At 71.3% G+C, this 22,992-nt stretch carries 24 protein-coding genes and 1 pseudogene; 20 read left to right on the top strand and 5 right to left on the bottom strand.

What is annotated here, in order from left to right; genetic code table 11:
- Positions 1–47 precede the first annotated feature (47 nt).
- The 5 genes from ACGF3H_RS23055 (at position 48) to ccsB (ending at position 5,711) form a co-directional block, all read left to right on the top strand.
- A complete protein-coding gene (locus tag ACGF3H_RS23055) occupies positions 48–1,346 on the top strand; it encodes a hypothetical protein (protein ID WP_362492293.1) in 1,299 nt (432 codons plus the stop codon).
- Between the two features lie 66 nt (positions 1,347–1,412).
- Positions 1,413–2,069 carry a TlpA disulfide reductase family protein gene (locus ACGF3H_RS23050; protein ID WP_362492295.1) on the top strand — a complete coding sequence of 219 codons (657 nt, stop codon included), beginning with the start codon at positions 1,413–1,415 and terminating at the stop codon, positions 2,067–2,069.
- A gap of 1 nt (position 2,070) precedes the next feature.
- Positions 2,071–2,844 (top strand): cytochrome c biogenesis protein CcdA, encoded by a 774-nt coding sequence (locus ACGF3H_RS23045; RefSeq protein ID WP_362492296.1) that lies wholly within the window; start codon positions 2,071–2,073, stop codon positions 2,842–2,844.
- Between the two features lie 3 nt (positions 2,845–2,847).
- Positions 2,848–4,572, top strand: coding sequence for a cytochrome c biogenesis protein ResB (locus ACGF3H_RS23040; protein WP_362492299.1), 1,725 nt, complete (start codon positions 2,848–2,850; stop codon positions 4,570–4,572).
- A complete protein-coding gene (gene ccsB / locus ACGF3H_RS23035) occupies positions 4,569–5,711 on the top strand; it encodes a c-type cytochrome biogenesis protein CcsB (protein WP_362492302.1) in 1,143 nt (380 codons plus the stop codon). Before ACGF3H_RS23040 ends, ccsB begins: the two co-directional genes overlap by 4 nt.
- A 51-nt stretch (positions 5,712–5,762) precedes the next feature.
- On the opposite strand, the gene ACGF3H_RS23030 is transcribed toward ccsB, so the two are convergent.
- A complete protein-coding gene (locus ACGF3H_RS23030; RefSeq protein WP_362492303.1) occupies positions 5,763–6,971 on the bottom strand; it encodes a hypothetical protein in 1,209 nt (402 codons plus the stop codon).
- A 236-nt stretch (positions 6,972–7,207) separates the two neighbouring features.
- On the opposite strand from ACGF3H_RS23030, the pseudogene ACGF3H_RS23025 reads away from it, so the two are divergent.
- Positions 7,208–7,486 (top strand): annotated as a pseudogene (locus ACGF3H_RS23025) (transcriptional regulator); the annotation flags it as partial.
- Positions 7,487–7,499: 13 nt separating this feature from the next.
- On the opposite strand, the gene ACGF3H_RS23020 reads toward ACGF3H_RS23025, so the two are convergent.
- On the bottom strand, positions 7,500–8,099 hold the full coding sequence (locus ACGF3H_RS23020) for a TetR/AcrR family transcriptional regulator (protein ID WP_362492305.1): 600 nt from the start codon (positions 8,097–8,099) through the stop codon (positions 7,500–7,502).
- 136 nt (positions 8,100–8,235) lie between these two features.
- On the opposite strand from ACGF3H_RS23020, the gene ACGF3H_RS23015 reads away from it, so the two are divergent.
- Both ACGF3H_RS23015 and ACGF3H_RS23010 read left to right on the top strand, forming a co-directional pair.
- On the top strand, positions 8,236–8,856 hold the full coding sequence (locus ACGF3H_RS23015) for a hypothetical protein (protein ID WP_362492308.1): 621 nt from the start codon (positions 8,236–8,238) through the stop codon (positions 8,854–8,856).
- A gap of 142 nt (positions 8,857–8,998) precedes the next feature.
- Positions 8,999–10,894, top strand: coding sequence for a protein kinase (locus ACGF3H_RS23010; protein ID WP_362492311.1), 1,896 nt, complete (start codon positions 8,999–9,001; stop codon positions 10,892–10,894).
- A 12-nt stretch (positions 10,895–10,906) separates the two neighbouring features.
- Here the strand turns inward: ACGF3H_RS23010 and ACGF3H_RS23005 are convergent, their stop codons facing one another.
- Positions 10,907–11,281, bottom strand: a complete 375-nt coding sequence (locus tag ACGF3H_RS23005) for a PLD nuclease N-terminal domain-containing protein (protein WP_362492314.1) — start codon at positions 11,279–11,281, stop codon at positions 10,907–10,909.
- Positions 11,282–11,369: 88 nt separating this feature from the next.
- On the opposite strand from ACGF3H_RS23005, the gene ACGF3H_RS23000 reads away from it, so the two are divergent.
- The 10 genes from ACGF3H_RS23000 (at position 11,370) to ACGF3H_RS22955 (ending at position 19,607) form a co-directional block, all read left to right on the top strand.
- Positions 11,370–12,827: a menaquinone biosynthesis decarboxylase gene (locus ACGF3H_RS23000; RefSeq protein WP_362492317.1), complete on the top strand. Its 1,458-nt coding sequence runs from the start codon at positions 11,370–11,372 to the stop codon at positions 12,825–12,827.
- Entirely contained in the window at positions 12,824–13,729 is a 906-nt protein-coding gene (gene mqnP, locus ACGF3H_RS22995; RefSeq protein ID WP_362492320.1) for a menaquinone biosynthesis prenyltransferase MqnP, read from the top strand. The genes ACGF3H_RS23000 and mqnP overlap by 4 nt, the downstream gene beginning before the upstream one ends.
- Positions 13,730–13,760: 31 nt before the next feature.
- The gene (locus ACGF3H_RS22990) at positions 13,761–14,444 is read left to right on the top strand and encodes a UbiX family flavin prenyltransferase (RefSeq protein ID WP_362492322.1); all 684 of its coding nucleotides are present in this window, start codon (positions 13,761–13,763) and stop codon (positions 14,442–14,444) included.
- A 73-nt stretch (positions 14,445–14,517) separates the two neighbouring features.
- Positions 14,518–14,973, top strand: a complete 456-nt coding sequence (locus ACGF3H_RS22985) for an Lrp/AsnC family transcriptional regulator (protein WP_161163867.1) — start codon at positions 14,518–14,520, stop codon at positions 14,971–14,973.
- Positions 14,974–15,031: 58 nt separating this feature from the next.
- Complete coding sequence (gene mqnE / locus ACGF3H_RS22980; protein WP_362492325.1) at positions 15,032–16,195, top strand: aminofutalosine synthase MqnE; 1,164 nt, start codon at positions 15,032–15,034, stop codon at positions 16,193–16,195.
- 177 nt (positions 16,196–16,372) lie between these two features.
- On the top strand, positions 16,373–17,011 hold the full coding sequence (locus ACGF3H_RS22975) for a UdgX family uracil-DNA binding protein (RefSeq protein WP_362492328.1): 639 nt from the start codon (positions 16,373–16,375) through the stop codon (positions 17,009–17,011).
- A 42-nt stretch (positions 17,012–17,053) separates the two neighbouring features.
- Positions 17,054–17,578: a GNAT family N-acetyltransferase gene (locus tag ACGF3H_RS22970; RefSeq protein WP_362492331.1), complete on the top strand. Its 525-nt coding sequence runs from the start codon at positions 17,054–17,056 to the stop codon at positions 17,576–17,578.
- Positions 17,579–17,679: 101 nt separating this feature from the next.
- The gene (locus ACGF3H_RS22965) at positions 17,680–17,979 is read left to right on the top strand and encodes a DUF4229 domain-containing protein (RefSeq protein WP_362492333.1); all 300 of its coding nucleotides are present in this window, start codon (positions 17,680–17,682) and stop codon (positions 17,977–17,979) included.
- Positions 17,980–18,117: 138 nt separating this feature from the next.
- Positions 18,118–18,219, top strand: a complete 102-nt coding sequence (locus ACGF3H_RS22960; protein WP_362492336.1) for a putative leader peptide — start codon at positions 18,118–18,120, stop codon at positions 18,217–18,219.
- Between the two features lie 80 nt (positions 18,220–18,299).
- A complete protein-coding gene (locus tag ACGF3H_RS22955; protein WP_362492338.1) occupies positions 18,300–19,607 on the top strand; it encodes a dicarboxylate/amino acid:cation symporter in 1,308 nt (435 codons plus the stop codon).
- Between the two features lie 112 nt (positions 19,608–19,719).
- On the opposite strand, the gene ACGF3H_RS22950 is transcribed toward ACGF3H_RS22955, so the two are convergent.
- Entirely contained in the window at positions 19,720–20,613 is an 894-nt protein-coding gene (locus ACGF3H_RS22950; RefSeq protein WP_362492342.1) for an NADP-dependent oxidoreductase, read from the bottom strand.
- A gap of 70 nt (positions 20,614–20,683) precedes the next feature.
- Between ACGF3H_RS22950 and ACGF3H_RS22945 the strand changes: the two genes are divergently transcribed.
- The gene (locus ACGF3H_RS22945; RefSeq protein WP_362492345.1) at positions 20,684–21,268 is read left to right on the top strand and encodes a TetR family transcriptional regulator; all 585 of its coding nucleotides are present in this window, start codon (positions 20,684–20,686) and stop codon (positions 21,266–21,268) included.
- Positions 21,269–21,299: 31 nt separating this feature from the next.
- Positions 21,300–21,977, top strand: a complete 678-nt coding sequence (locus ACGF3H_RS22940; RefSeq protein ID WP_362492348.1) for a TetR/AcrR family transcriptional regulator — start codon at positions 21,300–21,302, stop codon at positions 21,975–21,977.
- Here the strand turns inward: ACGF3H_RS22940 and ACGF3H_RS22935 are convergent.
- Positions 21,962–22,816, bottom strand: coding sequence for a MaoC/PaaZ C-terminal domain-containing protein (locus tag ACGF3H_RS22935; protein WP_362492351.1), 855 nt, complete (start codon positions 22,814–22,816; stop codon positions 21,962–21,964). The genes ACGF3H_RS22940 and ACGF3H_RS22935 overlap by 16 nt on opposite strands.
- Between the last annotated feature and the right edge of the window lie 176 nt (positions 22,817–22,992).

The following is a 22,992-nucleotide window of genomic DNA, read 5'->3' as shown; positions in this document are numbered from 1 at the left end:
CGTCCTCTCACCCAGTGACCACCAAGGACGTGACGAACGAGGTTGCGATGCGCACTTCCACCCGCACTCTCACCCGCAGGGGGATGCTCGGACTCGGCGCGGGCGCCGCGGCGGCCGTCGGGCTCGCGGGCTGCGGCTCCCACTCATCGACGGACGGCTCGCACCAGGCCGGCGGTTCCGCCGAGCGGCCCTCGCCGTCCGGCAGTACGGCACCGCCCGCCCGCCCCATCGGCGACGGCTCCACGTCGTACACCGGCAAGCAGCCGCACCAGCCGGACGCGCCCGTGCCGCTGGAGCCGGGTGAGACCCCGCCGCAGTTCGTCGTCTTCTCCTGGGACGGTGCGGGGGAGGTCGGCAACGGGCTCTTCCCCCGCTTCCTGGACCTCGCCCAGGAACACGGTGCGCACATGACGTTCTTCCTCTCGGGCCTGTACCTGCTCCCCGAGTCGAAGAAGCGCCTCTACGACCCGCCGAACAACCCGCGCGGCGCCTCGGACATCGGCTACCTCACCGACGCCCACATCAAGGAGACGCTGAAGAACGTCCGCCGCGCCTGGCTGGACGGCCACGAGATCGGCACCCACTTCAACGGCCACTTCTGCGGCGGCAGCGGCACGGTGGGCAACTGGACCCCGGCGCAGTGGCGCAGCGAGATCGACCAGGCCACGTCCTTCGTGAAGGAGTGGCGGACCAACAGCGGCTGGACCGACCTGCCGTCACTGCCCTTCGACTACGACAAGGAACTCGTCGGCGGCCGCACGCCCTGTCTGCTCGGCCAGGACAACCTGCTGCCCACCGCCCGCGAGCTCGGCTGGCGCTACGACGCCTCCTCGCCCGGCGGCCGGCAGGTGTGGCCGGCGAAGAAGGACGGGATCTGGGATCTGCCGTTGCAGCAGATACCTTTCCCCGGCCACTCCTTCGAGGTGCTCTCGATGGACTACAACATCCTCGCCAACCAGTCGGTCAACTCGACCAAGGCCCCCGCCCACAACTACCCGGGCTGGCGCGACCAGGCCACCGAGTCGTACATATCAGGCTTCAAGCGGGCATACGAGTCGAACCGGGCACCCTTCTTCATCGGCAACCACTTCGAGGAGTGGAACGGCGGCATCTACATGGACGCCGTCGAGAACGCGCTCGAGCACATCGCGCGGGAGAAGGAGAAGGGCGGCGACATACGGCTCGTCTCGTTCCGCCAGTTCACCGACTGGCTGGACGTGCAGCAGCCCGAGGTGCTCGCCAAGCTCCGCACGGTCGAGGTGGGACAGCGGCCGGCCGGTGGCTGGAACGCCTTCCTCAAGGACACCTCCGCGGGCGGGTCCACGCCTCCCGGGAACGCCGCCTGAAATGCGGGTTTCCGCCCGTGAGGGGGGTGCGCAAGATCCCCGGAACGGACATGCGAAACTTTTCACATGAGTGCCGCCAGTCGCGCCCCCCTGCGCTCGAACCGCACCGCCGCCCGCGTCCGCCGTCGCGCCGCCCTGACCACCGGCGCAGCCGTGGCCGCGCTGCTCGTGTCCGCGTGCAGCTCGGGAGGGACGTCCGGCGGTGGCGGTCAGACCGGCTTCATCACCGGTTCGGACGGCATCTCCACCGCCAAGAAGGGTGAGCGGGCGGACGCCCCCGAGCTGTCCGGCAAGACCGTCGACGGCGGACAGGCCGACGTCGCCGACTACCGGGGCAAGGTCGTCGTCCTCAACGTCTGGGGCTCGTGGTGCCCGCCCTGCCGGGCCGAGGCCAAGAACTTCGAGAAGGTCTACCAGGACGTCAAGGGCCAGGGCGTCCAGTTCGTCGGCATCAACACCCGGGACACCTCGCCCGGCCCGGCCCGCGCCTTCGAGAAGGAGTTCGGCGTCAGCTACCCGAGCCTGTACGACCCGGCCGGCCGGCTGATGCTCCGCTTCGAGAAGGGCACCCTCAACCCCCAGGCCGTGCCCTCCACGCTCATCATCGACCGGGACGGCAAGGTCGCCGCGCGCACCCTCCAGGCACTCAGCGAGGAGAAGCTGCGCGCGATGCTCGCCCCGTACCTCGCCGAAGGATCCACCGACGCCAAGCCGGAGAAGTGACGTGTCGGCAGCGATCACCCTCGCCGAGGCGGCGGGCAACAACGGCACCGTGCTCAACGGCGCCCTGCTGGTGGCCCTGCCCATCGCCCTGCTCGGCGGGCTCGTCTCCTTCTTCTCCCCCTGCGTCCTGCCCCTCGTCCCCGGTTACCTCTCCTACGTGACCGGTGTCACCGGCACCGACCTCGGCGACGCCCGGCGCGGGCGCATGGTGACCGGCGCCTCCCTCTTCATCCTCGGCTTCACCGCCGTCTTCGTCTCCAGCGGCGCGCTGTTCGGCTACTTCGGCCAGACGCTCCAGGAGAACCGGGGCGTGCTCACCACCGTCCTGGGCGCGTTCATGATCCTCATGGGCGTGTTCTTCATGGGCCTGATGCCCTGGCTCACCCAGCGCGAGTTCCGCTTCCACAAGAAGCCGGTGAACGGCCTGGTCGGCGCCCCGGTACTCGGCGCCCTGTTCGGCATCGGCTGGACGCCCTGCATCGGCCCGACCCTCTCCTCCGTGCTGATCCTCTCCTCCCAGCAGGGCACCGCGGGCCGCGGCGCCATACTGACCGTCGCCTACTGCCTCGGCCTCGGCGTCCCCTTCGTCCTCGCCGCCGTGGCCTTCCGCAAGGCGCTCGGCGCGTTCGGCTGGATCAAGCGCCACTATGTGTGGGTGATGCGGATCGGCGGCGTCATGATGATCGCCACCGGTCTGCTCCTGCTCACAGGTGCGTGGGACAGCATCGTGCAGGACATGCAGACCTGGTCCAACGGCTTCACTGTGGGGATCTGACCGATGAGCAACACCACGACGGACACGCCCACGACGCCGGGCGGCGAGGACCAGGAACTCGGCGCCGCCGGCTCCCAGCTCTCCACCGCCCCCCAGGAGGACGCCCCGAACCTCCCCTCGCTCGGGGTGACCGGCTGGCTGCGCTGGTTCTGGCGGCAGCTCACCTCGATGCGGGTGGCCCTGCTGCTGCTCCTGCTGCTGTCGCTGGGCGCCATCCCGGGGTCGCTGATCCCGCAGGACGGCGTCGACGCCATGAAGGCCCAGGCGTTCCGCGACAGCCACGACATCCTGGGGCCCGTCTACGACAAGCTCGGCCTCTTCCACGTCTACAGCTCGGTGTGGTTCTCCGCGGTCTACATCCTGCTGTTCGTCTCCCTCATCGGCTGCATCGTCCCGCGCACCTGGCAGTTCGTGGGCCAGCTGCGCGGCCGTCCGCCCGGCGCCCCCCGGCGCCTGGACCGGCTGCCCGCCCACACCACCTGGCGCACCGGCGCCGAGCCCGACGAGGTCCGCGAGGCCGCGCTCGCGCTGCTGAAGAAGCGCCGCTTCCGCGCCCACGTCGTCGGCGACGCGGTGGCCGCCGAGAAGGGCTACGTGCGCGAGGCCGGCAACCTGGCCTTCCACGTCGCGCTGATCGTGATGCTGATCGCGTTCGCCTGGGGCCAGTTGTTCAAGTACGAGGGCAACAAGCTGATCCTGGAGGGCGACGGCTTCTCCAACACGCTCACCCAGTACGACGACTTCAAGTCCGGCAACCTGTTCGACCCGGACCACGACCTCGCCCCCTTCAGCTTCACGCTCAAGGACTTCCACGGCACCTACGAGGCGACCGGCCCCAACCGCGGCACCCCCCGCGTCTACGAGGCGAAGGTCGAGTACAGCGAGGGCGCCTACGGCAAGGACGAGCCGACCACCATCAAGGTCAACGAGCCCCTGGAGATCGACGGCTCGAAGGTCTACCTCACCGCCCACGGCTACGCGCCGATCGTCACCGTCAAGGACGGCCAGGGCAAGGTCGTCATGGACCACGAGGCGACCGCGCTGCTGCCGCAGGACTCCAACGTCACCTCCTCCGGCGCCATCATGGTCCGCGACGGCTACACCGATGCCAAGGGCGTCAAGACCCAGCTCGGCTTCTCCGCGGTGTTCGTGCCGACCTTCGCCGGGGAGGGCCAGGGCACGATGTTCTCCCAGTTCCCGGGCCTGCTGAACCCGCGGCTCGCGCTGAACGCGTACCACGGCGACCTGGGCGTGGACGCGGGCATCCCCAAGAGCATCTACCAGCTCGACACCCGCAAGCTGACGCAGTACAAGGACGCCGACGGCAAGCCGTTCGCGCAGCGGCTCTCCATCGGCGACACGATGACCCTGCCCGACGGCGCCGGCACCGTGACCTTCGACGGCGTCCAGGAATGGGCCAACTTCCAGGTCACCCGGCAGCCCGCCAGCGGCTGGGCGCTCGCCGGCGCCGTCGCCGCCATCCTGGGCCTGGCCGGCTCGCTGTTCATCCAGCGCCGCCGCGTGTGGGTGCGGGCCGTCAAGGGCGCCGACGGCGTCACGGTCGTCGAGATGGCCGGGCTCGGCCGCAGCGAGTCCGCGAAGGTGCCCGAGGAGCTCGGCGACCTGGCCGGGGTCCTGTACGAGCAGGCGCCCGGTGCCCCGGACGCCGAAGCCGATCCCGAAACCCCCGATCCCCGAGTCGTACCTGCCGAAGGGGCTGAGAAGTGACTCTCGCCGCCGCAACAGAGTTGGCCGTCGCGACCAACGAGCATCTCGCGAACCTCAGCAACACGCTGATCTACTCCGCGATGGCCGTCTACACCCTGGCGTTCTTCGCGTACATCGCCGAGTGGCTCTTCGGCAGCCGCAGCAAGGTCGGCCGCACCGCCGCCGCGCTCACCGCGGACACGGACGCCGGGGCGAAGGCCAAGGCCGCCGCCCCGGCGGTCACCGTGAACAAGGCCGGTGGCACCACCGTCCTGGAGCGGCCGAAGGTCGTCGTGCGCTCGGCGGCCGGCTCCCGCGACGTGCCGGACGGGCCGGGCGCCCACGGCGGCACCGAGAAGGGCGACCTCTACGGGCGGATCGCCATCTCCCTCACCGTGCTCGCCTTCGCCATCGAGGCCTGCGGCGTGGTCGCGCGTGCCCTGTCGGTGCAGCGGGCGCCGTGGGGCAACATGTACGAGTTCAACCTCACGCTGACGACGGTCGCCGCCGGTGTGTATCTCGTCCTGCTCGCGCTGAAGAAGAACATCCGCTGGCTCGGCCTGCCCCTGGCCACCACGGTCCTGCTGGACCTGGGCCTCGCCGTCACGGTCCTCTACACCGCGAGCGACCAGCTCGTCCCGGCGCTGCACTCGTACTGGCTGTACATCCACGTCTCGACGGCGATCTTCTGCGGCGCGGTCTTCTACGTCGGCGCGGTCGCCACGGTCCTGTACCTGTTCAAGGACTCGTTCGAGAACAAGCTCGCCGCCGGCGGCACCCCCGGCCGCTTCGCCAACTCGGTCCTGGACCGCCTGCCCTCCGCCGCGTCCCTCGACAAGTTCGCCTACCGCGTCAACGCGGCCGTCTTCCCGCTGTGGACGTTCACGATCATCGCGGGCGCGATCTGGGCGGGCGACGCCTGGGGCCGCTACTGGGGCTGGGACCCCAAGGAGACCTGGTCGTTCATCACGTGGGTCGGGTACGCCTGCTACCTGCACGCCCGCGCGACGGCCGGCTGGAAGGGCCGCAAGGCCGCCTACCTGGCCCTGGCCGCGTTCACCTGCTGGCTGTTCAACTACTACGGCGTGAACATCTTCGTCTCCGGCAAGCACTCCTACGCCGACGTCGGCCTGGGAGTGCTCCAGTCGGCCGGCTTCTGAGCCCTCACCGAAGGCCGGTTCCCGTGACCCAGGTCATGGGGCCGGCCTTCGTCATACCCGTACGGGGGACACCGCGATCTCCGCGAGGAGGTCGTAGTACGCGGCGGGGCGGGTCTCGAAGTCGGACCGCGCCACGAGTCCCGCCGTATCGCCGTCCGCCCCTCTCAACAGGTCGACCGACACCTGCGCGAACTGCTCGCGAAGGCCGTCCCGTTCGGCGTCGTCCAGCAGCGTGCGGAGCCCGGTCACGGCCGTCACCGCACGCCTGCGCTCCTCGCCGCCCGCGTCCAGCATCCGCCTCCACCCGGACGCGGGCGCGGCCTCGATCAGCCGTTGGTCCAGTTCCCCGGCCAGAGCGCCGCCCGCCCGCGCGGCCTCACGCGCCGCCGGCCCGGCCTCCACCAGGACCCGCAGAGCGTTCAGCAGCGCCACGGTCCGAGGACCGGGCGGGTCGGCGTCCAGCCGTACCGTCGTGTCCTCGGCCATGTCGTCCGCGGTCCGTCGCGCGGCGTCCCACACCGTCTCCGCCGAACGCCGGCCCACACCGCAGTGCTGCGCCACACCCCACGCCCCGGTGTCGAGCACGTCCAGCACACTGCGGACGCCGTGCCTCTCCAGCTCCTTCGTCGCCAGGCGCTTCCCGGCGGTACTCCGCAGGTGCGCGACCGGAACCCGGCCCAGCCGCTCACGCACCAGGTCCTGGCACAGCGGTTCCCACGCGTCCCGCACGGCTTCCACAGCTCGGGCGTGGTCCCGCGTCACCTGGAGGGCGGCCTCCCTCAGCCGTTCCGCCCGGCGGACCACCGCCGGACTCACGCCGCTCAGGCGGACCAGGGAGCGGATGTTTCCGCCGACGACACCGGCGATCGTCATGAGCAGGCCCCCGACCAGCAGCGTGTCGCTCAGCTCGATCGACCCGTCGGAGGTCTCTTGCTCCAGGGAGTACAGATCGCCCTTGTCCGGTCCCTCGGCGATGACGAAGCCCGTGTCCCAGCCGACGTCGGTGCCCGGTGCGTGGTCCGGCGCCTTCAGCAGCGGGTCCCGCTCTGCGTCACAGAGGTAGGGTCCCTCGCGCTCGCCACCCCCGAACGGATCCGTCCAGCGAACCGTGCACGCCCCGTCAGGTGCCTCCTCCAGCACGGTCAGATCGACCTGCTTCAGCTCCGGATGGTCCGGCGCCGCCATGTACAGGCCCACGGCACAACCGATCAGTACCAGGCCGACCGCGACGACCCACCGGAAGAACGGCACATGCTTCATCCAGGCCCCCGCTTGCTCTCCCGACGCGGCCCCTGCCGCCCCCTGGGCCCTCAGCTTGTCCGTTCGGCTCCGCGTCCTCAAGGGCTTCCGCACGGTGTCACGCGCAGCGGACTCCCGTCAGCTCCTCGGAGCGGGGCCAGACACGAGCCGCGTCGTCGGCGTCGCGCAGCCGGCCGTAGAGCTCCTGCCGCGCGGGTGGAACGCCCAGCCGGCCCGGGCCGCCGGGACTGTAGAACGCTCTGTACGCGCCGGAGGACCATGACCTGCTCTCCCGCATGTTCACGTCCGGGCTCCGCCAGATCGTCACGCTGCGGGGCCCGGACCCCCGGTCGGGCCGCTACGCCGGCCTCCTCCTGGAGCGCAGCGAGGAGTTCCGGAGTCTGTGGGAGACACACGAGGTGGGCGTCCGTCCCGGCCAGTCGCACCACCTGCTCGTCCACACGGCCACCCCCGGCTCCGAGAGCCACGACAAGCTGCGCCTGCTCTCCGTCATCGGCACGCAGAGCGTGGGCTGACTCCGGCCGCCGGTCACGTCCCCTCCGCGCTCACCGACCGCCAGATCCGTTCCGGCAGGACGCGCGCGGCCTCGTCCAGGTCGATGTCGCCGACGGTCAGCCACCGGCGGGACGCGCCGATGACGGGGCCGAGGACGAGGGTCTCGATGAGCGCGGGGGGCAGGGGGGCGAGCTCCCCCTTGTCGACGTACCGCTGTAGCCAGTCGGCCAGCGGTGTCAGCCTGGCCTCCTGGGTATCGCGGAGCTGCTTGGCCTGGGCCATGCCGAGGCGGTCGGCGCGGGAGGAGTGCAGGAGCCGGCCCGCCTCCGGGTGCTCCCGGACGAAGGACAGGTAGGCGCGGACGAGGGCACGGACGCCGGTCCGGGCGGTGCGGGAACGTTCCAGCGTGGTGACCATCTCGCCCAGCAGCCGTTCCAGCCACCGCATCAGCAGCGCGTCGACGAGGCCGTCGATGCTGCCGAAGTGGTGGTAGAGGCTGCCCAGGCTGACGCCGCTGGCCTTGGTCACGGCGCTGACGGTCAGCCCCTGCTCGCCCTCCTCGCCGTACACCCGCAGGGCGGCGTCGAGGAGCAGCTCGACGGTGGCCTCACCTCGTTGTTGCTTATGACTCATGAGGCGACCGTTCTCTCCTGGGACCGTGAACGACCAGGGTAAACCAACGTTCTGGCTGGTTCTCCACCTGTGAAATTCTAGAGCACATTTCTAGAAACGCGCTCCGGTTCGGGCTTGCCGCCAGCACACTGTGCGCATGTCTGGAGAAGAGACCCCCACCATGCGCAGGGCACGCGGTGCCACCCGGGCGAGAGGGGCGGTGGTGGCCGCCGTGGTCGCGCTGGCAGCCCTCTCGGTCGCCGGGTGCGACAGCGGCGGCAGCAGCGCGTCCGCCGGATCGACCGACTCCTCCTACGAAACCGCCACCGAGGACCCGTACGGCGAGGACCTGTACACCGAAGACCCCGGCACGGAGGACGCGTACACCGAGGACACGTCCACCGAGGAACCGGCCGACGAACCGGCCGACGACGAACCGGCCGACGACGAACCGGCCGACGAGGATCCGTTCACCGAGGACCCCTACGCGCCCGAGACCGAGGCCCCCGACCCGTACGACTCGGGCACCTGTCTCAACGGAACGCTGCCGGACTCCACGACCGCGCAGGAGGTCGACGACGTGGAGGAGGTCGACTGCTCGGCGTCCGACGCCCACTACCAGGTGATCCAGACGTTCCCGATGACCTCCGACCTGAGCCAGTGCAACAGCAACTCGCGCACCGAGTACGCGTTTTCCTACCGCTACACCCTCAACGGAGCGGCCATCAACGAGTACGTCTACTGCCTGGTCGGTCTCGGTTCGTACGCACGCAGCTGAAACCAGTTTCTAGAAGCACCTTTCAATCCGAGGCCGCGATGGTACAGACTGGCCTCTCGACCGGGCCTGTGTCCGTCCGTGCGACCCGGGGGGGAACGTACGGCCACGGGTCCGGTCCGGCCGGTCGGTGAACGGGGAGAGAGTGAACGGGGACGCCGGATTCGGCCTCGAGGGCAGTGGCGCCGAGCCGTTGAGGGACGACGACCCGCGCCGGATCGGACCGGTCCCGCTGCTGGGACGGCTCGGCGCCGGCGGCATGGGACGCGTCTATCTCGGTGTCCACGAGGGCGCGTACGCCGCGGTCAAACAGGTGCTGCCCTCGGTCGCCGCCGAGGACCAGGGCTTCCTGCGCCGCTTCGGGCACGAGCTGGACAACCTCTCCCGGCTGCCCGCCGGGGCCACCGCGCCGCTGCTCGCGGGGGACCGGGACGCCCGCCCCCCGTGGTTCGCCACCGCCTACGTGCCCGGCATCACCCTGCGCGAGGCCGTCGACCTGCACGGACCCCTGCCCGCCGAGGCGCTGTGGCTCATTCTGCGGGAGGCCGCCACCGCCCTGGCGTCGGTGCACGCGCTGGACATGGTCCACCGCGACCTCAAACCGTCCAACGTCATGCTGACCCTCGACGGCCTCACCCTCATCGACTTCGGCGTCGCCCGCGCCGCCGACCAGAGCCGGCTGACCGTGAGCGGCATGGTGGTGGGCACCCCCGCCTACATGTCGCCCGAACAGGCCTCCGGCAAGCGGGCGTCGAGCGGTGTGGTCGACGTCTTCGCCCTGGGTTCCGTGATCGCGTACGCGGCGAGCGGCCGGCCGCCCTTCGGCGACGAGTCCGGGCACGCCGTGCTGTACCGCATCGTGCATGAGGAGCCCGACCTCGGGCCGTTGCGTGCAGTGGACGCCGAACTCGCCGAGATCGTCGCCGCCTGCCTGGACAAGGACCACGAGGGCCGGCCGACGGCGGCCGAGCTGGTCGGGACCGCGCGGCGGCACGGGCCGTTCACCGCGCCCCTGTGGCCCGAGGCGGTGAGCGGTCCGCTGGCCGAGCGGGCGGCTTTCGCCGCGAGGGCCCCGGAGCCCGTGCACCAACCCGAGCCGGAGGGGACGGCCCCGTCCCCGCCGTCCGTCCCCGTGGTCGGCCCGGGCGGAGAGCCGCAGAAGCGCGAGCGGCGGGGCCGTACGAAGATGCTGGCGTTCGTGATCCCGGTCGTCGTGACGGGGGCGACGCTCGGCTTCACGCTGCTGCCGTACGCGATGAGCGATGCGGACAAGGACAAGGACGGGGCCGCGGGCGCGCCGCCCGCGGCCACCGGAACCGCCACCCCGGGCCCGGCGGACTCCGCCGCCGGCCCGGCCGGCCCGAGCGCCGCGGCTTCCGGCAGTCCGGAGGACGGGAAGAAGGACGGCAAGGACGGCAAGGACCGCGGCGAGGAGGGGGAGAAGGACGGCGGGCAGGACGGTGACGGCACCGCGCCCGGTGCGGGCGGGGACGCGGCCGTCGCCGCAGGAGCGTCCGGCGGTGGCCAGGGCTCCGGCGGCTCCGCCGCGGCGGGTGGATCCTCCGGAGCGGGAGGGGCGTCCGGTTCGACGGGATCGTCCGGCTCGGGCGGGTCCTCCGGCTCCGGGGAAGGGGCCGGGAGCGGCCCGGCCGGCGGTGGCTCGCAGGGCGGCGGGTCCACGGCGGACAGCTTCATGCTGAAGAACGGTTCGAGCGGCAGGTGCATGTACGTCGGGATGCCCATCGACGACGGTGACTGCTCGGGCGACATCGCCGTCTTCCGCTTCCAGAGCACCGCGGACGGGGCCTTCAGGATCCTCAACGTGGGAACCGCCCAGTGCATCCACGCCAGGAGCGCGAACGCCTGGCTCGTCAGGGCCGCCTGCGGTCAGGCGGGAGGAGAGTGGAAGGAGGGGGCGAACGGCTCGCTCAGGAACCTCACCACGGGCGGCTGCCTCGATCTCAACCGCCGCGCGTCCATGATCGGCCTGACGACCACCACGTGCACCGGTTCCGCCTCCCAGCGCTGGACCCGGATCTGACGGAGAGGAACCTCAGGCCCCGTCCCGCCTGCCGCCCCTGCCCCGGTCCTCGTCGTCCTCGGGGCCGCCGTCCTGCGAACCGCCCGCGTCCCGGCCCTCGTCCGCGCCACCGGACCGGTCGCCGAGGGACTTCAGGAAGTCGGGGTTGTCGTCCGGCGCCACCCACTGGCGGCGTCCTCCGCCCTGCCGGGACGCCGCGTCGGCGGCCTGCCGCTTCTTGCCCGCGATGATCCAGGAGATCGACCCGACCATCGGGAACAGCAGCACGAGGATCGCCCACAGCGGCTTCGGCATGTGGCGGACGTCCTCGTCCTTGGTGCTGATGCAGTCGATGAACGCGTAGACGCTCAACGCCAGTGGCACGAGGAACATCAGCACCCGGAGCATGGGGCCTCTCCAGCTCAAGCGGTGGGCGGGGACGCGTCACGGCCCCCAGGTACAGGGCCAGCGTAGCCGCTCGGGGATACTGGACCGCATGGCTTACGACGATCTTCGCTCCCTGCTCAGGGCGCTGGAGCGCGAGGGCGACCTCAAGCGCATCAAGGCCGAGGTGGACCCGTACCTGGAAGTCGGGGAGATCGTCGACCGGGTGAACAAGGCCGGCGGCCCCGCCCTGCTCTTCGAGAACGTGAAGGGCTCCGACATGCCCCTCGCGATGAACGTCTTCGGGACCGACCGGCGCCTGCTCAAGGCCCTCGGCCTGAAGTCGTACGGCGACATCTCCGACAAGATCGGCGGACTGCTGCGCCCCGAGCTGCCGCAGGGCTTCGTCGGGATGCGCGAGGCGTTCGGCAAGCTCGGCGCGATGGCGCACGTGCCGCCGAAGAAGGTGAAGTCCGACAGCGCGCCCGTGCAGGAGGTCGTCCTGCACGGCGACGACGTGGACCTGGAGCGGCTGCCCGCACTGTTCACGTGGCCCGACGACGGCGGCTCCTTCTTCAACCTGGGGCTCACCCACACCAAGGACCCCGAGACGGGCATCCGCAACCTCGGCCTGTACCGGCTGCAGCGCCACGACAAGCGCACCATCGGCATGCACTGGCAGATCCACAAGGACAGCCGCAACCACTACCAGGTGGCGGCCCGGCGCGGCGAACGCCTCCCGGTCGCCATCGCCTTCGGCTGCCCGCCCGCCGTGACCTACTCCTCCACCGCGCCGCTGCCCGGCGACATCGACGAGTACCTCTTCGCCGGCTTCGTGCAGGGCAAGCGGATCGAGATGGTCGACTGCAAGACCGTGCCGCTCCAGGTCCCGGCCAACGCCGAGGTCGTGCTGGAGGGCTGGCTGGAGCCCGGCGAGATGCTGCCCGAGGGCCCCTTCGGCGACCACACCGGTTTCTACACGCCCCAGGAGCCCTTCCCGGCCCTGACGATCGACTGCGTGACGATGCGGAAGCGCCCGTTGCTCCAGTCGATCGTCGTCGGCCGCCCGCCGACGGAGGACGGCCCGCTGGGGCGGGCGACGGAGCGGTTCTTCCTCCCGCTCCTCAAGATCATCGTCCCGGACATCGTGGACTACCACCTCCCGGAGGCTGGCGGCTTCCACAACTGTGCGATCGTGTCGATCGACAAGAAGTACCCCAAACACGCCCAGAAGGTGATGCATGCCATCTGGGGGGCGCACATGATGTCCCTGACCAAGCTGATCGTGGTCGTCGACGCCGACTGCGACGTCCACGACCTGCACGAGGTCGCCTGGCGCGCGCTCGGCAACACCGACTACGCCCGCGACCTCACCGTCGTCGAGGGCCCCGTCGACCATCTCGACCACGCCTCCTACCAGCAGTTCTGGGGCGGCAAGGCGGGCATCGACGCGACGAGGAAGCTGCCCGAGGAGGGGTACACGCGCGACGGGGGCTGGCCGGACATGGTGCTGTCCGACCCGGATACGGCGGCGAAGGTCGACCGCCGCTGGAAGGAGTACGGACTGTGACGTCGGCTTCCGCCGCGCTGCCGCAGCAGCCGGGGCGTACCAAGGCGTTCCTGCGCCTGGTGATGATCGAGCACTCGGTCTTCGCCCTGCCCTTCGCCTACATCGCCGCCCTCAGCGCGATGTACGCGTGGGACAAGAACATCCACTGGGGCCGGCTGCTCCTGGTCACCGTCGCCATGGTCGGCCTGCGCACCTTCGCGATGGCCGTCAACCGGATCATCGACCGCGAGATCGACGCCCGTAACCCGCGCACCGCCCACCGGGAGCTGGTCACCGGCGCGATGTCGGTCCGGCACGCCTGGACCGGCGCGCTCGTCGCCCTCGTCGTCTTCCTCGGCGCGGCGGCCCTGCTCAACCCGCTCTGCCTCGCCCTGGCGCCCGTCGCGGTGATCCCGATGGTGGTGTACCCGTACGGCAAGCGGTTCACCAACTTCCCGCAGGCCATCCTCGGGCTCGCCCAGGCCATGGGCCCGGTCGGCGGCTGGCTGGCGATCAGCGGCGAGTGGTCCTGGGAGGCCGTGATCCTCGGCCTCGCGGTGGGCATCTGGATCGGCGGCTTCGACCTGATCTACGCCTGCCAGGACGTCGAGACCGACCGGCGGGTCGGCGTGAAGTCGGTCCCGGCCCGCTTCGGCATCCCGGCGGCGATCTGGGGCGCCCGCGCCTGCCACACCGTCACCACGGCCCTGTTCGCCTGGTACGCCGTCGCCACCGGCGCCGGTGTCTTCTTCTGGCTCGGCCTGCTGATCGTCGCGGGTGCCTTCGTCTACGAGCACACGATCGTCAAGCCGCACGACCTGTCCCGTCTGAACAGGGCGTTCTTCAGCGTCAACGGCTTCATCGGCATCGCCCTGTTCGTGTGCGCCCTGCTCGACCTGCTGGTTCGGGGCCTCACCGTCTGAATACTCGGAGCCTGCGGCTAGGCTCGACATCATGAAGCCAGGACAGACGCAGCGCGCGCCTTGGATCGTGGGGGTGTCGGGGGCATCCGGTACGCCGTACGCGGCGTCCGTGCTGCGGGCACTGCTCGCGGCCGGCGAGAGCGTCGACCTGGTGGTCAGCCGGGCCTCGCGGCTCACCCTGCTCGACGAGACCGGCATCTCCTTCCGCGACGCCCACTGGCAGCAGGACCTGCGCGAGTGGCTGGCCCGCGGAGCCGACGGCAAGCCGGGCACCTTCGACGTCGACCTCGGCGGCGACCGGGTACGGCACTGGAGCGCGGGCGACCTCGCGGCCGGGCCGTCCTCGGGGTCGTACCCCGCCAAGGGCATGCTGATCGTGCCCGCGTCCACGGCCTGCGTGGCGGGGGTCGCGCTGGGGCTGTCCAAGGACCTGCTGCAGCGGGCGGCGAGCGTGACCCTGAAGGAAGGGCGCAAGCTGGTCGTGGCCGTGCGCGAGACCCCGCTGGACGGCCGGACCCTGCGGCACCTGGTGACGCTGGACGACGCGGGTGCGAGCGTGGTGCCCGCGTCCCCGGCCTTCTACGCGGGGGCGACGCACATCCAGGACCTGGTGGACTTCGTCGCCGGACGCGTCCTCGACGCGGCGGGCGTCGAACACGGCCTGTACCGCCGCTGGCGCGGCGAGCTCGGCGGAGGGTCGCGCCCCACCGGCTGAGCACGAGCACCACATGAGCACCATCTCCCCCCACACGTATCTTCAGACCTCTTCAGTGGAAGGCTTCGATCGCATGGACGCGGTGGACAGGCAGCTCATCCAGGCCCTGAGGGAGAACGGCCGGGCCTCCTACGCGGAGCTGGGACGCCTCGTCGGACTGTCGGGACCCAGCGTCACCGACCGCATCAACCGGCTGGAGGCGGCCGGTGTCATCACCGGCTACCGGGCCACCGTCGACTCCGCGTCGCTCGGCCTCGGCGTCACCGCCCTGGTCGGCGTCTCGCTCTCCGACGCCGCCGACCACGAGGACGTCGCGCAGCGGCTGCGCGACCTCCAGGAGATCGAGGACTGCTGGTTCATCGCCGGCGACGACTCCTACATGCTCAAGGTGCGCGCGGCCGACGTGGACGGGCTGGAGAGCATCATCCGCCGGCTGTCCGGCACGAAGGGCGTCTCCCGGACCCGCACCACCATCGTGCTCTCCACCAAGTGGGAGAACCGGGTGGGCGAGCTGCCCGAAGAGGTGTAGGGCCCGGGGCGTACGGTTTACGGGGTCTGACGGACCCTGTCGGAGAAAGAGGTAACGCATGGACGCCGGGCTCAAGCGGGAGCTGGAGCAGAAGGTCCGCTCCGGTGAGCGGCTGACCCGCGAGGACGGCATCGCGCTGTACGAGTCGGACGACCTGGCCTGGCTCGGTGGCCTCGCGCACGAGGTGCGGACGCGGAAGAACGGCGACGTCGTCCACTTCAACGTCAACCGGCACCTCAACATGACCAACGTGTGCACGGCGTCCTGCGCCTACTGCTCCTTCCAGCGCAAGCCGGGGGAGAAGGACGCGTACACGATGCGCATCGAGGAGGCGGTGAAGCTCGCCAAGGCGATGGAGGGCGAGAACCTCACCGAGCTGCACATCGTCAACGGGCTGCACCCGAACCTGCCGTGGCGCTACTACCCGCGCTCGCTCAGGGAGCTCAAGGCCGCCCTGCCGAACGTGTCGCTGAAGGCGTTCACGGCCACCGAGATCCACCACTTCGAGACGATCTCCGGGATGTCCGCCTCCGACATCCTCGACGAGCTGATCGACGCCGGCCTGGAGTCCCTCACCGGCGGCGGTGCCGAGATCTTCGACTGGGAGGTGCGGCAGCACATCGTCGACCACCGCACCCACTGGGAGGACTGGTCGCGCATCCACCGCCTGGCGCACGAGAAGGGGCTCAAGACCCCGTGCACCATGCTCTACGGCCACATCGAGGAGCCCCGCCACCGCGTGGACCACGTGCTGCGCCTGCGCGAGCTCCAGGACGAGACGAACGGCTTCCAGGTCTTCATCCCGCTGCGCTACCAGCACGACTTCGTGGACATGAAGGACGGGAAGATCCGCAACCGGCTCCAGGCGCGGACGCAGATGGCGACCGGCGCGGAGGCGCTGAAGACCTTCGCGGTGTCGCGGCTGCTGTTCGACAACGTCCCGCACGTCAAGGTCTTCTGGGTCATGCACGGCGTGCAGACGGCGCAGCTCGCGCTCCAGCACGGCGCCGACGACATGGACGGCTCGGTCGTCGAGTACAAGATCACGCACGACGCGGACGACTTCGGCACGCCGAACAAGCTGACGCGCGAGGACCTGCTCGACCTGATCCGCGACGCGGGCTTCCGCCCGGTCGAGCGGAACACGCGCTACGAGATCATCCGGGAGTTCGAGGGGCCCGACCCGGCGCGTCGGGAGTCGCCGCAGCCGATGCGGGTGTGATCCCGCGGTAGCTCTGCGGCCGCGGGCCGGTGGGGGCTGGTCGCGCAGTTCCCCGCCCCCCTTCGGGGCACGTCCACCGAACGCCCCTGAAAGGGGCGCGGTGGAACTGCGCGAGCAACCACCCACCACCCGCACCGGCACCGGATCCGAACCGCCCACGGCGGGTACCCGGACCGCATGGCACCCGAGGACGACTACACCGCCGAACCCTTCGTCCCGAAGGGCGGCGGCCTGACCGCCCTGCGCAAGGCCGCCGCCGACTGCCGCGGCTGTCCCCTGCACCGGGACGCGACCCAGACCGTCTTCGGCGCCGGGAAGGCGACCGCCCGCGTCATGCTCGTCGGCGAGCAGCCCGGCGACCAGGAGGACCGGCAGGGCAAGCCCTTCGTCGGCCCCGCCGGCCAACTCCTCGACCGGGCCATGGCCGAGGCCGGCCTGGACCCGGCGGACGCGTACGTCACCAACGCCGTCAAGCACTTCAAGTTCACCCGGGCCGAGCCGCGCAAGCGCCGTATCCACAAGGCGCCCACCCTGCGCGAGACGACGGCGTGCGGGCCGTGGCTGGCCGCCGAGCTGGCCCGGGTGGAGCCCGAGCTGATCGTGGTGCTCGGCGCCACGGCCGGAAAGGCGCTGCTCGGCTCGTCGTTCCGGGTCACGCAGGTGCGCGGCACCGTCCTCCAGGAGGAGATCCACGGCCGGCCCGAGACGCTGGTGCCCACGGTGCACCCGTCGGCGGTGCTGCGCGCGGACGACCGGGAGGGCGCCTACCGGGGCCTGGTCTCCGACCTGGAGGTGGCGGCGCGGGCCTTGTCGTGAAACACGTTCCGGCACGCGGGACGTAATGGTTAGCATGGGGTCGTGTCCCTTACTTTCACGCTCGACCCCGCCCTGACCCCCGAGCTGCGCGACGGCGTCCTCGGCCTGTGGACCGACGTGTCCAACGCCGGCGGCTCCGTCGGCTTCGTACCGCCGGTGACCCGGGAGGACGTCCGTCCCGAGCTGGTCAAGCACATGGTGGCCATGGCCGAGGGCCGCACCCGGCTCCTCGTCGGCCACGACGAGGAGGGGCGGGTGGCCGCCACCGCGTTCCTCGCCCTCAACACGCACCGGCTGATGACCCACTGGCTGTGGCTCTACACGGTGATGGTCCACCCGCGCCACCAGGGCCGGGGATACGGCCGGGACCTGATGGCCGCCGCCGCCGACGCGGCCCGCTCGATCGACGGCATCGAGGCGATCCGGCTCACCTGCCGGGGCGGCCTCGGCCTCGAGCGGTTCTACGCGTCCTGCGGGTACAAGGAGGTCGGCCGGGTGCCCGGCGCGATCCGGGTGGCGCCCGGCGACGAACGGGACGACATCACGATGCTGCTGCCGCTGCCCTGAGCGCGGGACCCCGGCTGTGGCGGACGGGCCCCGGCGTGCTTCACTGGACGGTGCCCTTTTGGGTACGTTCTGGCCTCCCCCAAACGGAAGAGTGGATTGAGATGCTCCGCTACACGCTGATGCGCCTCGGTGTCTTCGTGGCCTGCCTCGTGGCCGTCTGGGGCCTCGTCTACGCCGGCGTGTTCCCGCGCGGCCTCGGCGACTCCAACGGCATGTGGATCGTCCTGCTGTCCCTGGTCCTCTCGGCCCCCATCAGCTTCGTGGTGCTGCGCAAGGAGCGCGACCGGGCCTCCGTGCAGGTCGTGCAGCGGGTGGACCGCATGAAGGCCAACCTGGAGGCCAGCCGCGGCCAGGAGGACCTCGCCGACGAGGCGGCCCGCGCACAGGGCCGAGCCTCGTAACCCCCTCTCGCGCCCGAGCGCCCCGGTTCCTGAATCACAGGAAACCGGGGCGCTTTGCGTTTTACGGGCAGTAGTCCACTTCAGCCTCTCAAAGCGAGGCTTTGGGGGTCTCAAAGCATAGGTGTTAAAGTCGTACGCATGATGTCAGCAGCCGCGCCCGCCACACCGCCGAGCCTCGGGCTCGTGGCGCGCCTGCACGTGGACCTCTGTCGGTGCGCGTCCGCGAACTGTCGCCCCTGACGTTCCCCCTCCATCCCGTCGTTCTCCACGTCAGCACCGCGCGTCCGTCCCCGCGTCCCGTCCCCTTACGGAGCCCGTCCGTGTCCTCCCTCACGAAGTCCTTCAAGGTGCCCTTCTGGGCCCAGATAATCGCCGGTCTCGTCCTCGGCGTCCTGCTGGGCTGGGTGGCCCGCAGCCAGGACGTCTCCTGGCTGGTCACCACCCTGGACAAGATCGGTGGCACCTTCATCGGCCTGCTGAAGCTGGCCGTCGCCCCGCTCGTCTTCTTCGCGATCCTGGTCTCGATCACCAACCTGCGGAAGGTCAACAACGCCGCGCGCCTGGCGTCCCGCACCCTCCTCTGGTTCATGATCACGTCCCTGATCGCGGTGGCCATCGGCCTCGTCATCGGCCTGGTCACCAACCCCGGCGCGGGCACCGGGCTCACCCCGGCCGACGGCGGCAAGCCCGAGCACACCGGCTCCTGGATCGACTTCCTGACCGGCATCGTGCCGACCGACGTCATCACGCCGTTCACCGAGCTGAACGTGCTCCAGATCGTCTTCATGGCCGCCGTCGCCGGTATCGCCGCCCTCCAGCTCGGCGAGAAGGCCCAGCCGATCCTGAACCTGAGCGAGTCCGTCCTCGAACTCCTCCAGAAGGCCCTGTGGTGGGTCATCCGCCTGGCCCCGCTCGGCACCGTCGGCCTCATCGGCCGCGCCATCGCCACCTACGGCTGGGACCTCATCGGCAAGTACGCGACCTTCACCGCCGACATCTACGTCGGCTGCGCGATCGTCCTGTTCGTGGTCTACCCGACGCTGCTCGCCACCGTCGCCAAGGCCAGCCCGCTCCAGTTCTTCAAGGGTGCCTGGCCCGCCATCCAGCTGGCCTTCGTCTCCCGGTCGTCCGTGGGCACCATGCCGCTGACCCAGAAGGTCACCGAGCGCCTCGGCGTGCCGAAGGAGTACGCGTCCTTCGCCGTGCCGTTCGGCGCGACGACCAAGATGGACGGCTGCGCCGCGATCTACCCGGCGATCGCCGCGATCTTCGTCGCGCAGATCTTCGACATCCACCTCGGCGTCGGCGACTACCTGCTCATCGCCTTCGTCTCGGTGGTCGGCTCCGCCGCCACGGCCGGCCTCACCGGCGCCACGGTCATGCTGACGCTGACCCTGTCCACGCTGGGCCTGCCCATGGAGGGCGTCGGCCTCCTCCTCGCGATCGACCCGATCCTGGACATGATGCGCACCGCGACCAACGTCGCCGGCCAGGCGCTCGTCCCGGTCATCGTCGCCGCCCGCGAGGGCCTGCTCGACCGCAAGGCCTACGACGAGGCGCACAGCTCGCCGCTGGACGAGCCGGAGCCGCAGAAGCAGGACGCGGAGCCCGTCCCGGTCGCGGCCTGACCGCCGCCCGGCACCTCACGGGCCGGCCCCCTCTCCGACGCGGACCGCATCGGGAGGGGGCCGGCCCGTTCTCACGTCCACGCCTGCCGCCGTGGCCGTGCGCCGGCCGCGGTCAGACGAGCAGGACCCGGCGCCCGCGCGTGTGTCCCGCCTGGCTGTCGACGTGCGCCGCCGCGGCGTCGGCGAGCGGGTACGCCCGCTCGACCGGGATGCGGAGCCTGCCCCGCCCGATCAGGTCGACGGCCTCGGCGAGCGCTTCCGGCATGCTCCCGGCCGCCCCGGAGAACCGGACACCGGCCTCCGGCGCCCCGAGGTCGGCGATGGTGAGCACCCGCCGCGGATCCCCGGTCAGCTCGACGAGTTCGCGGATCACCCCCGAGCCGGCCAGATCGAGGGCCGCGTCGACCTGGCCGAGCCCGCGCACCCGCTCGACCCATCCCTCGCCGTAGGTCGTGGGGACGGCGCCCAGTTCCCGCAGGTAGTCCTGGTTCCGGGCGCCGGCCGTGCCGATCACCGCGATGCCGCGGTCCCGGGCGATCTGCAGCACCGCCGATCCGACACCCCCGGAAGCCCCGCTCACCAGCAGCGTCTGCCCGGGCCGTACCCCGACCTCGCGGATGACGCGCAGCGCGGTCTCCACCACGGACGGGTACCCGGCCGCCTCCTCGAACGACAGGCCCCCGGGCATCAGGGCCCAGGCCGACAGCACGGCGAACTCGGCATAGGTGTCGGTGCCCTCGCCGAACACCGGATCGCCGACCGCGACCCCGTCGACCCCGTCGCCGACCTCGTCCACCACCCCGGCGGCGTCCAGCCCGACCCCCGCGGGCAGCTCGACCGGATGGGCCGCCAGTACCTGGCCCTCACGGATTCTCCAGTCGGCGGGATTGACCCCCGCCGCCCGCACGGCGATGCGTATGTGGCCGGGGCCCGCATGGGGCTCCGGGGCATCCAGCAGTCGCAACACGTCCGGGCCGCCGAACTCGGCGAAGCTCACCTTCTTCATGCCGAGGACCGTAACACTAACGGTTAGTGTTTTGAAGTCGTTGTTGTTTTGTAGCTGGTAGGGTCGGGGCATGACCGTGCCGACGGGACGTCGCGAGCGCAAGAAGGCCGCGACCCGACAGAAGATCGCCGACACCGCCATGCGGCTCTTCCTGGAGCGCGGCTACGACGAGGTGGGCATCCGTGACGTGGCCGCGGAGGCCGATGTGGCCGTCACCACGCTCTTCTCCCACTTCGCCTCCAAAGAGGCCCTGGTGTTCGAGCGGGACACGGACTTCGAGCGGCGCCTGACGGAGGCCGTCACCGACCGGGGGCAGGACGAGCCGCTCATGGCCGCGCTGCGCCGCGAGGTCCAGGCCCTGGTGGCGCACTGCGCGGCGCCCGGCGCCGCCCCGGTCTGGCGCATGATCGACGCGTCCCCCGCCCTGCGGCAGTACGAGGAGTCGATGAGGCTGCGGCACGCTGACTCGCTGGCGGCCGCCGTCGCCGCCGACCTGGGCCTGCCGCGGGCCACCACAACCTGCCGGGCGATCGCGCGGTTCGTGGTCGACGCCCACGCGCTGGCCCGTACGGCGGACGACCCCCGGGCGGCGGTGGACGACATCTTCCGGATGATCGAGGCGGCCTGGGCGGCCACCGGAGCGCGGACGTCCTGATCGCCGCCGCACGGACCGTAGGCTGATGCGCATGGGTGTGGGGAAGACCAAGCGGATGCCGCGTGCGGTCCGGGAGCAGCAGATGCTGGACGCCGCCGTGCGCACCTTCGGGCAGCGCGGGTACATGGCGGCGTCGATGGACGAGATCGCCGAACTCGCGGGCGTCTCCAAGCCGCTGGTGTACCTCTACCTGAACTCGAAGGAGGACCTCTTCACCGCCTGCATCCGCCGTGAGGCGCGGGCGCTGACCGAGGCCGTACGTGCCGGCGTCCACCCGGGTCTGCCGGCCGACGCCCAACTCTGGTCCGGACTGCGGGCCTTCTTCACCCACACCGCGCGCAACCCGGACGCCTGGACGGTGCTGCACCTTCAGGCCCGTACCCACGGTGAGCCGTTCGCCGCCGAGGTGGCGGTGATGCGCGAGGAGATCGTCGCGTTCGTGACGCAGCTGATCGCCGCCGCCGCGCGGGACGCCCACCGTGACCCGCACCTGCCCGAGCGCGAGGTCGCCGGGCTCGCCGAGGCCCTGGTCGGCGCCGCCGAGTCGCTCGCCGACTGGGCCAACGCCACCGAGGGCGTCGGCGCGAAGCAGGCGGCGGCGACCCTGATGAACTTCGCCTGGGCGGGCCTGGGCAACCTGATGACGGACCGGCCCTGGACCCCGCCCGAGGAGTCCGGGGCCGAAGCGGTGGCTCACGCCGCCGGATAGGGCCCGACCTCGCCGGACAGGTGCGGCCGGCCCTCGTCGCCGCGCAGTTCGAACCGCCCGTCCCCGGCCCCGTACGTCACCGTCCCCGGCAGCGGTACCGGTGCCCGGAAGGCGGCCCGCACCGTCACCGCCTCCGGTGTGCCGTGCTCGGCGAGGCACCGGGCCAGCGTCCACATGCCGTGCGCGATGGGCCGGGGGAAGCCGAACAGGCGGGCGGAGAGCGGGTGCAGGTGGATCGGGTTGCGGTCGCCGGAGGCGGCACCGTAGCGCCGCCCGAGGTCACCGGCGAGCCGCCACCCGGCGCGCACGGGCAGCGGCGCCTGCGTCCGCCGCGGGGCGCCGGGGGAGTCCGGCCCCTCGGTGCGGTGGCGCGCCAGGTAGGTGCTGCGCGACTCCCACACCAGGTCCCCGCCGGACCGCAGCTCCGTCACGACCGCGGCCTCGGTGCCGCGCCGGTGTGGCGACAGGGCCTCGACGTGCACGGCGAGTTCGTAGGTCCCGGTCACCGGCAGGGGTGCCCGCCGGGTGAGGCCGATCGACGTGTGGACGAGCCCGAGCAGCGGCAGCGGGAAGTCCCGGCCGCTCATCAGCCGCATGGCCGGCGGAAAGCCCAGTACGTGCGGATAGGTCGGCGGAAGCGTGTCCGCACCGGCCGGGAAGCCGCACACCCGCTCGTAGGCGGCCAGCCGTGCGGGGTCCACGCGCAGGCCCGGGACCACCAGGCGGGTGCGCGGGAAGTCCGCGTCGGGGCGGGGCCGTTTGAGGGGCGACAGCAGGGCGCCGCGGGCGAGGAGCGGGGCGAGGGCGGGGAGGCCGGTCAGCGGACGGTCGTCGGCCATGGGTGACTCCAGCTCTGTGCACAGACCCGTACGGCACTTACTCTGAAGTGAGGTTACCGAAGGTAAGCTCCGGTCGCGTCGGCATGGGAGGTGCGGTGTGACGCCCATTGCGGACGGAACGTGACCTACCCGCAGGTAACCCCCGAGACTGCACAGCCCCGGCGCCGGACCATCCC

It is taken from the genome of Streptomyces sp. NPDC048185, from assembly GCF_043202495.1.
Classification (GTDB): domain Bacteria; phylum Actinomycetota; class Actinomycetes; order Streptomycetales; family Streptomycetaceae; genus Streptomyces.
The sequence above is the reverse complement of the archived record's forward strand: the minus strand, read 5'-3'. Positions and strand labels throughout refer to the sequence as shown.

What these genes read in the sequence shown, in the direction of transcription:
- ACGF3H_RS22950 (WP_362492342.1), bottom strand. Translation starts at nt 20,613, where the DNA reads ATGAAGAAGGTGAGCTTCGCCGAGTTCGGCGGCCCGGACGTGTTGCGA.
- mqnE (WP_362492325.1), top strand. Translation starts at nt 15,032, where the DNA reads ATGGACGCCGGGCTCAAGCGGGAGCTGGAGCAGAAGGTCCGCTCCGGT.
- ACGF3H_RS22965 (WP_362492333.1), top strand. Translation starts at nt 17,680, where the DNA reads ATGCTCCGCTACACGCTGATGCGCCTCGGTGTCTTCGTGGCCTGCCTC.
- ACGF3H_RS23005 (WP_362492314.1), bottom strand. Translation starts at nt 11,281, where the DNA reads ATGCTCCGGGTGCTGATGTTCCTCGTGCCACTGGCGTTGAGCGTCTAC.
- ACGF3H_RS23040 (WP_362492299.1), top strand. Translation starts at nt 2,848, where the DNA reads ATGAGCAACACCACGACGGACACGCCCACGACGCCGGGCGGCGAGGAC.
- ACGF3H_RS23030 (WP_362492303.1), bottom strand. Translation starts at nt 6,971, where the DNA reads ATGAAGCATGTGCCGTTCTTCCGGTGGGTCGTCGCGGTCGGCCTGGTA.
- ACGF3H_RS22960 (WP_362492336.1), top strand. Translation starts at nt 18,118, where the DNA reads ATGATGTCAGCAGCCGCGCCCGCCACACCGCCGAGCCTCGGGCTCGTG.
- ACGF3H_RS22940 (WP_362492348.1), top strand. Translation starts at nt 21,300, where the DNA reads ATGGGTGTGGGGAAGACCAAGCGGATGCCGCGTGCGGTCCGGGAGCAG.
- ACGF3H_RS22990 (WP_362492322.1), top strand. Translation starts at nt 13,761, where the DNA reads ATGAAGCCAGGACAGACGCAGCGCGCGCCTTGGATCGTGGGGGTGTCG.
- ACGF3H_RS23000 (WP_362492317.1), top strand. Translation starts at nt 11,370, where the DNA reads ATGGCTTACGACGATCTTCGCTCCCTGCTCAGGGCGCTGGAGCGCGAG.
- ACGF3H_RS22935 (WP_362492351.1), bottom strand. Translation starts at nt 22,816, where the DNA reads ATGGCCGACGACCGTCCGCTGACCGGCCTCCCCGCCCTCGCCCCGCTC.
- ACGF3H_RS22945 (WP_362492345.1), top strand. Translation starts at nt 20,684, where the DNA reads ATGACCGTGCCGACGGGACGTCGCGAGCGCAAGAAGGCCGCGACCCGA.
- ACGF3H_RS23015 (WP_362492308.1), top strand. Translation starts at nt 8,236, where the DNA reads ATGTCTGGAGAAGAGACCCCCACCATGCGCAGGGCACGCGGTGCCACC.
- ACGF3H_RS22975 (WP_362492328.1), top strand. Translation starts at nt 16,373, where the DNA reads ATGGCACCCGAGGACGACTACACCGCCGAACCCTTCGTCCCGAAGGGC.
- ACGF3H_RS22985 (WP_161163867.1), top strand. Translation starts at nt 14,518, where the DNA reads ATGGACGCGGTGGACAGGCAGCTCATCCAGGCCCTGAGGGAGAACGGC.
- ACGF3H_RS23020 (WP_362492305.1), bottom strand. Translation starts at nt 8,099, where the DNA reads ATGAGTCATAAGCAACAACGAGGTGAGGCCACCGTCGAGCTGCTCCTC.
- ACGF3H_RS23050 (WP_362492295.1), top strand. Translation starts at nt 1,413, where the DNA reads ATGAGTGCCGCCAGTCGCGCCCCCCTGCGCTCGAACCGCACCGCCGCC.
- ACGF3H_RS23055 (WP_362492293.1), top strand. Translation starts at nt 48, where the DNA reads ATGCGCACTTCCACCCGCACTCTCACCCGCAGGGGGATGCTCGGACTC.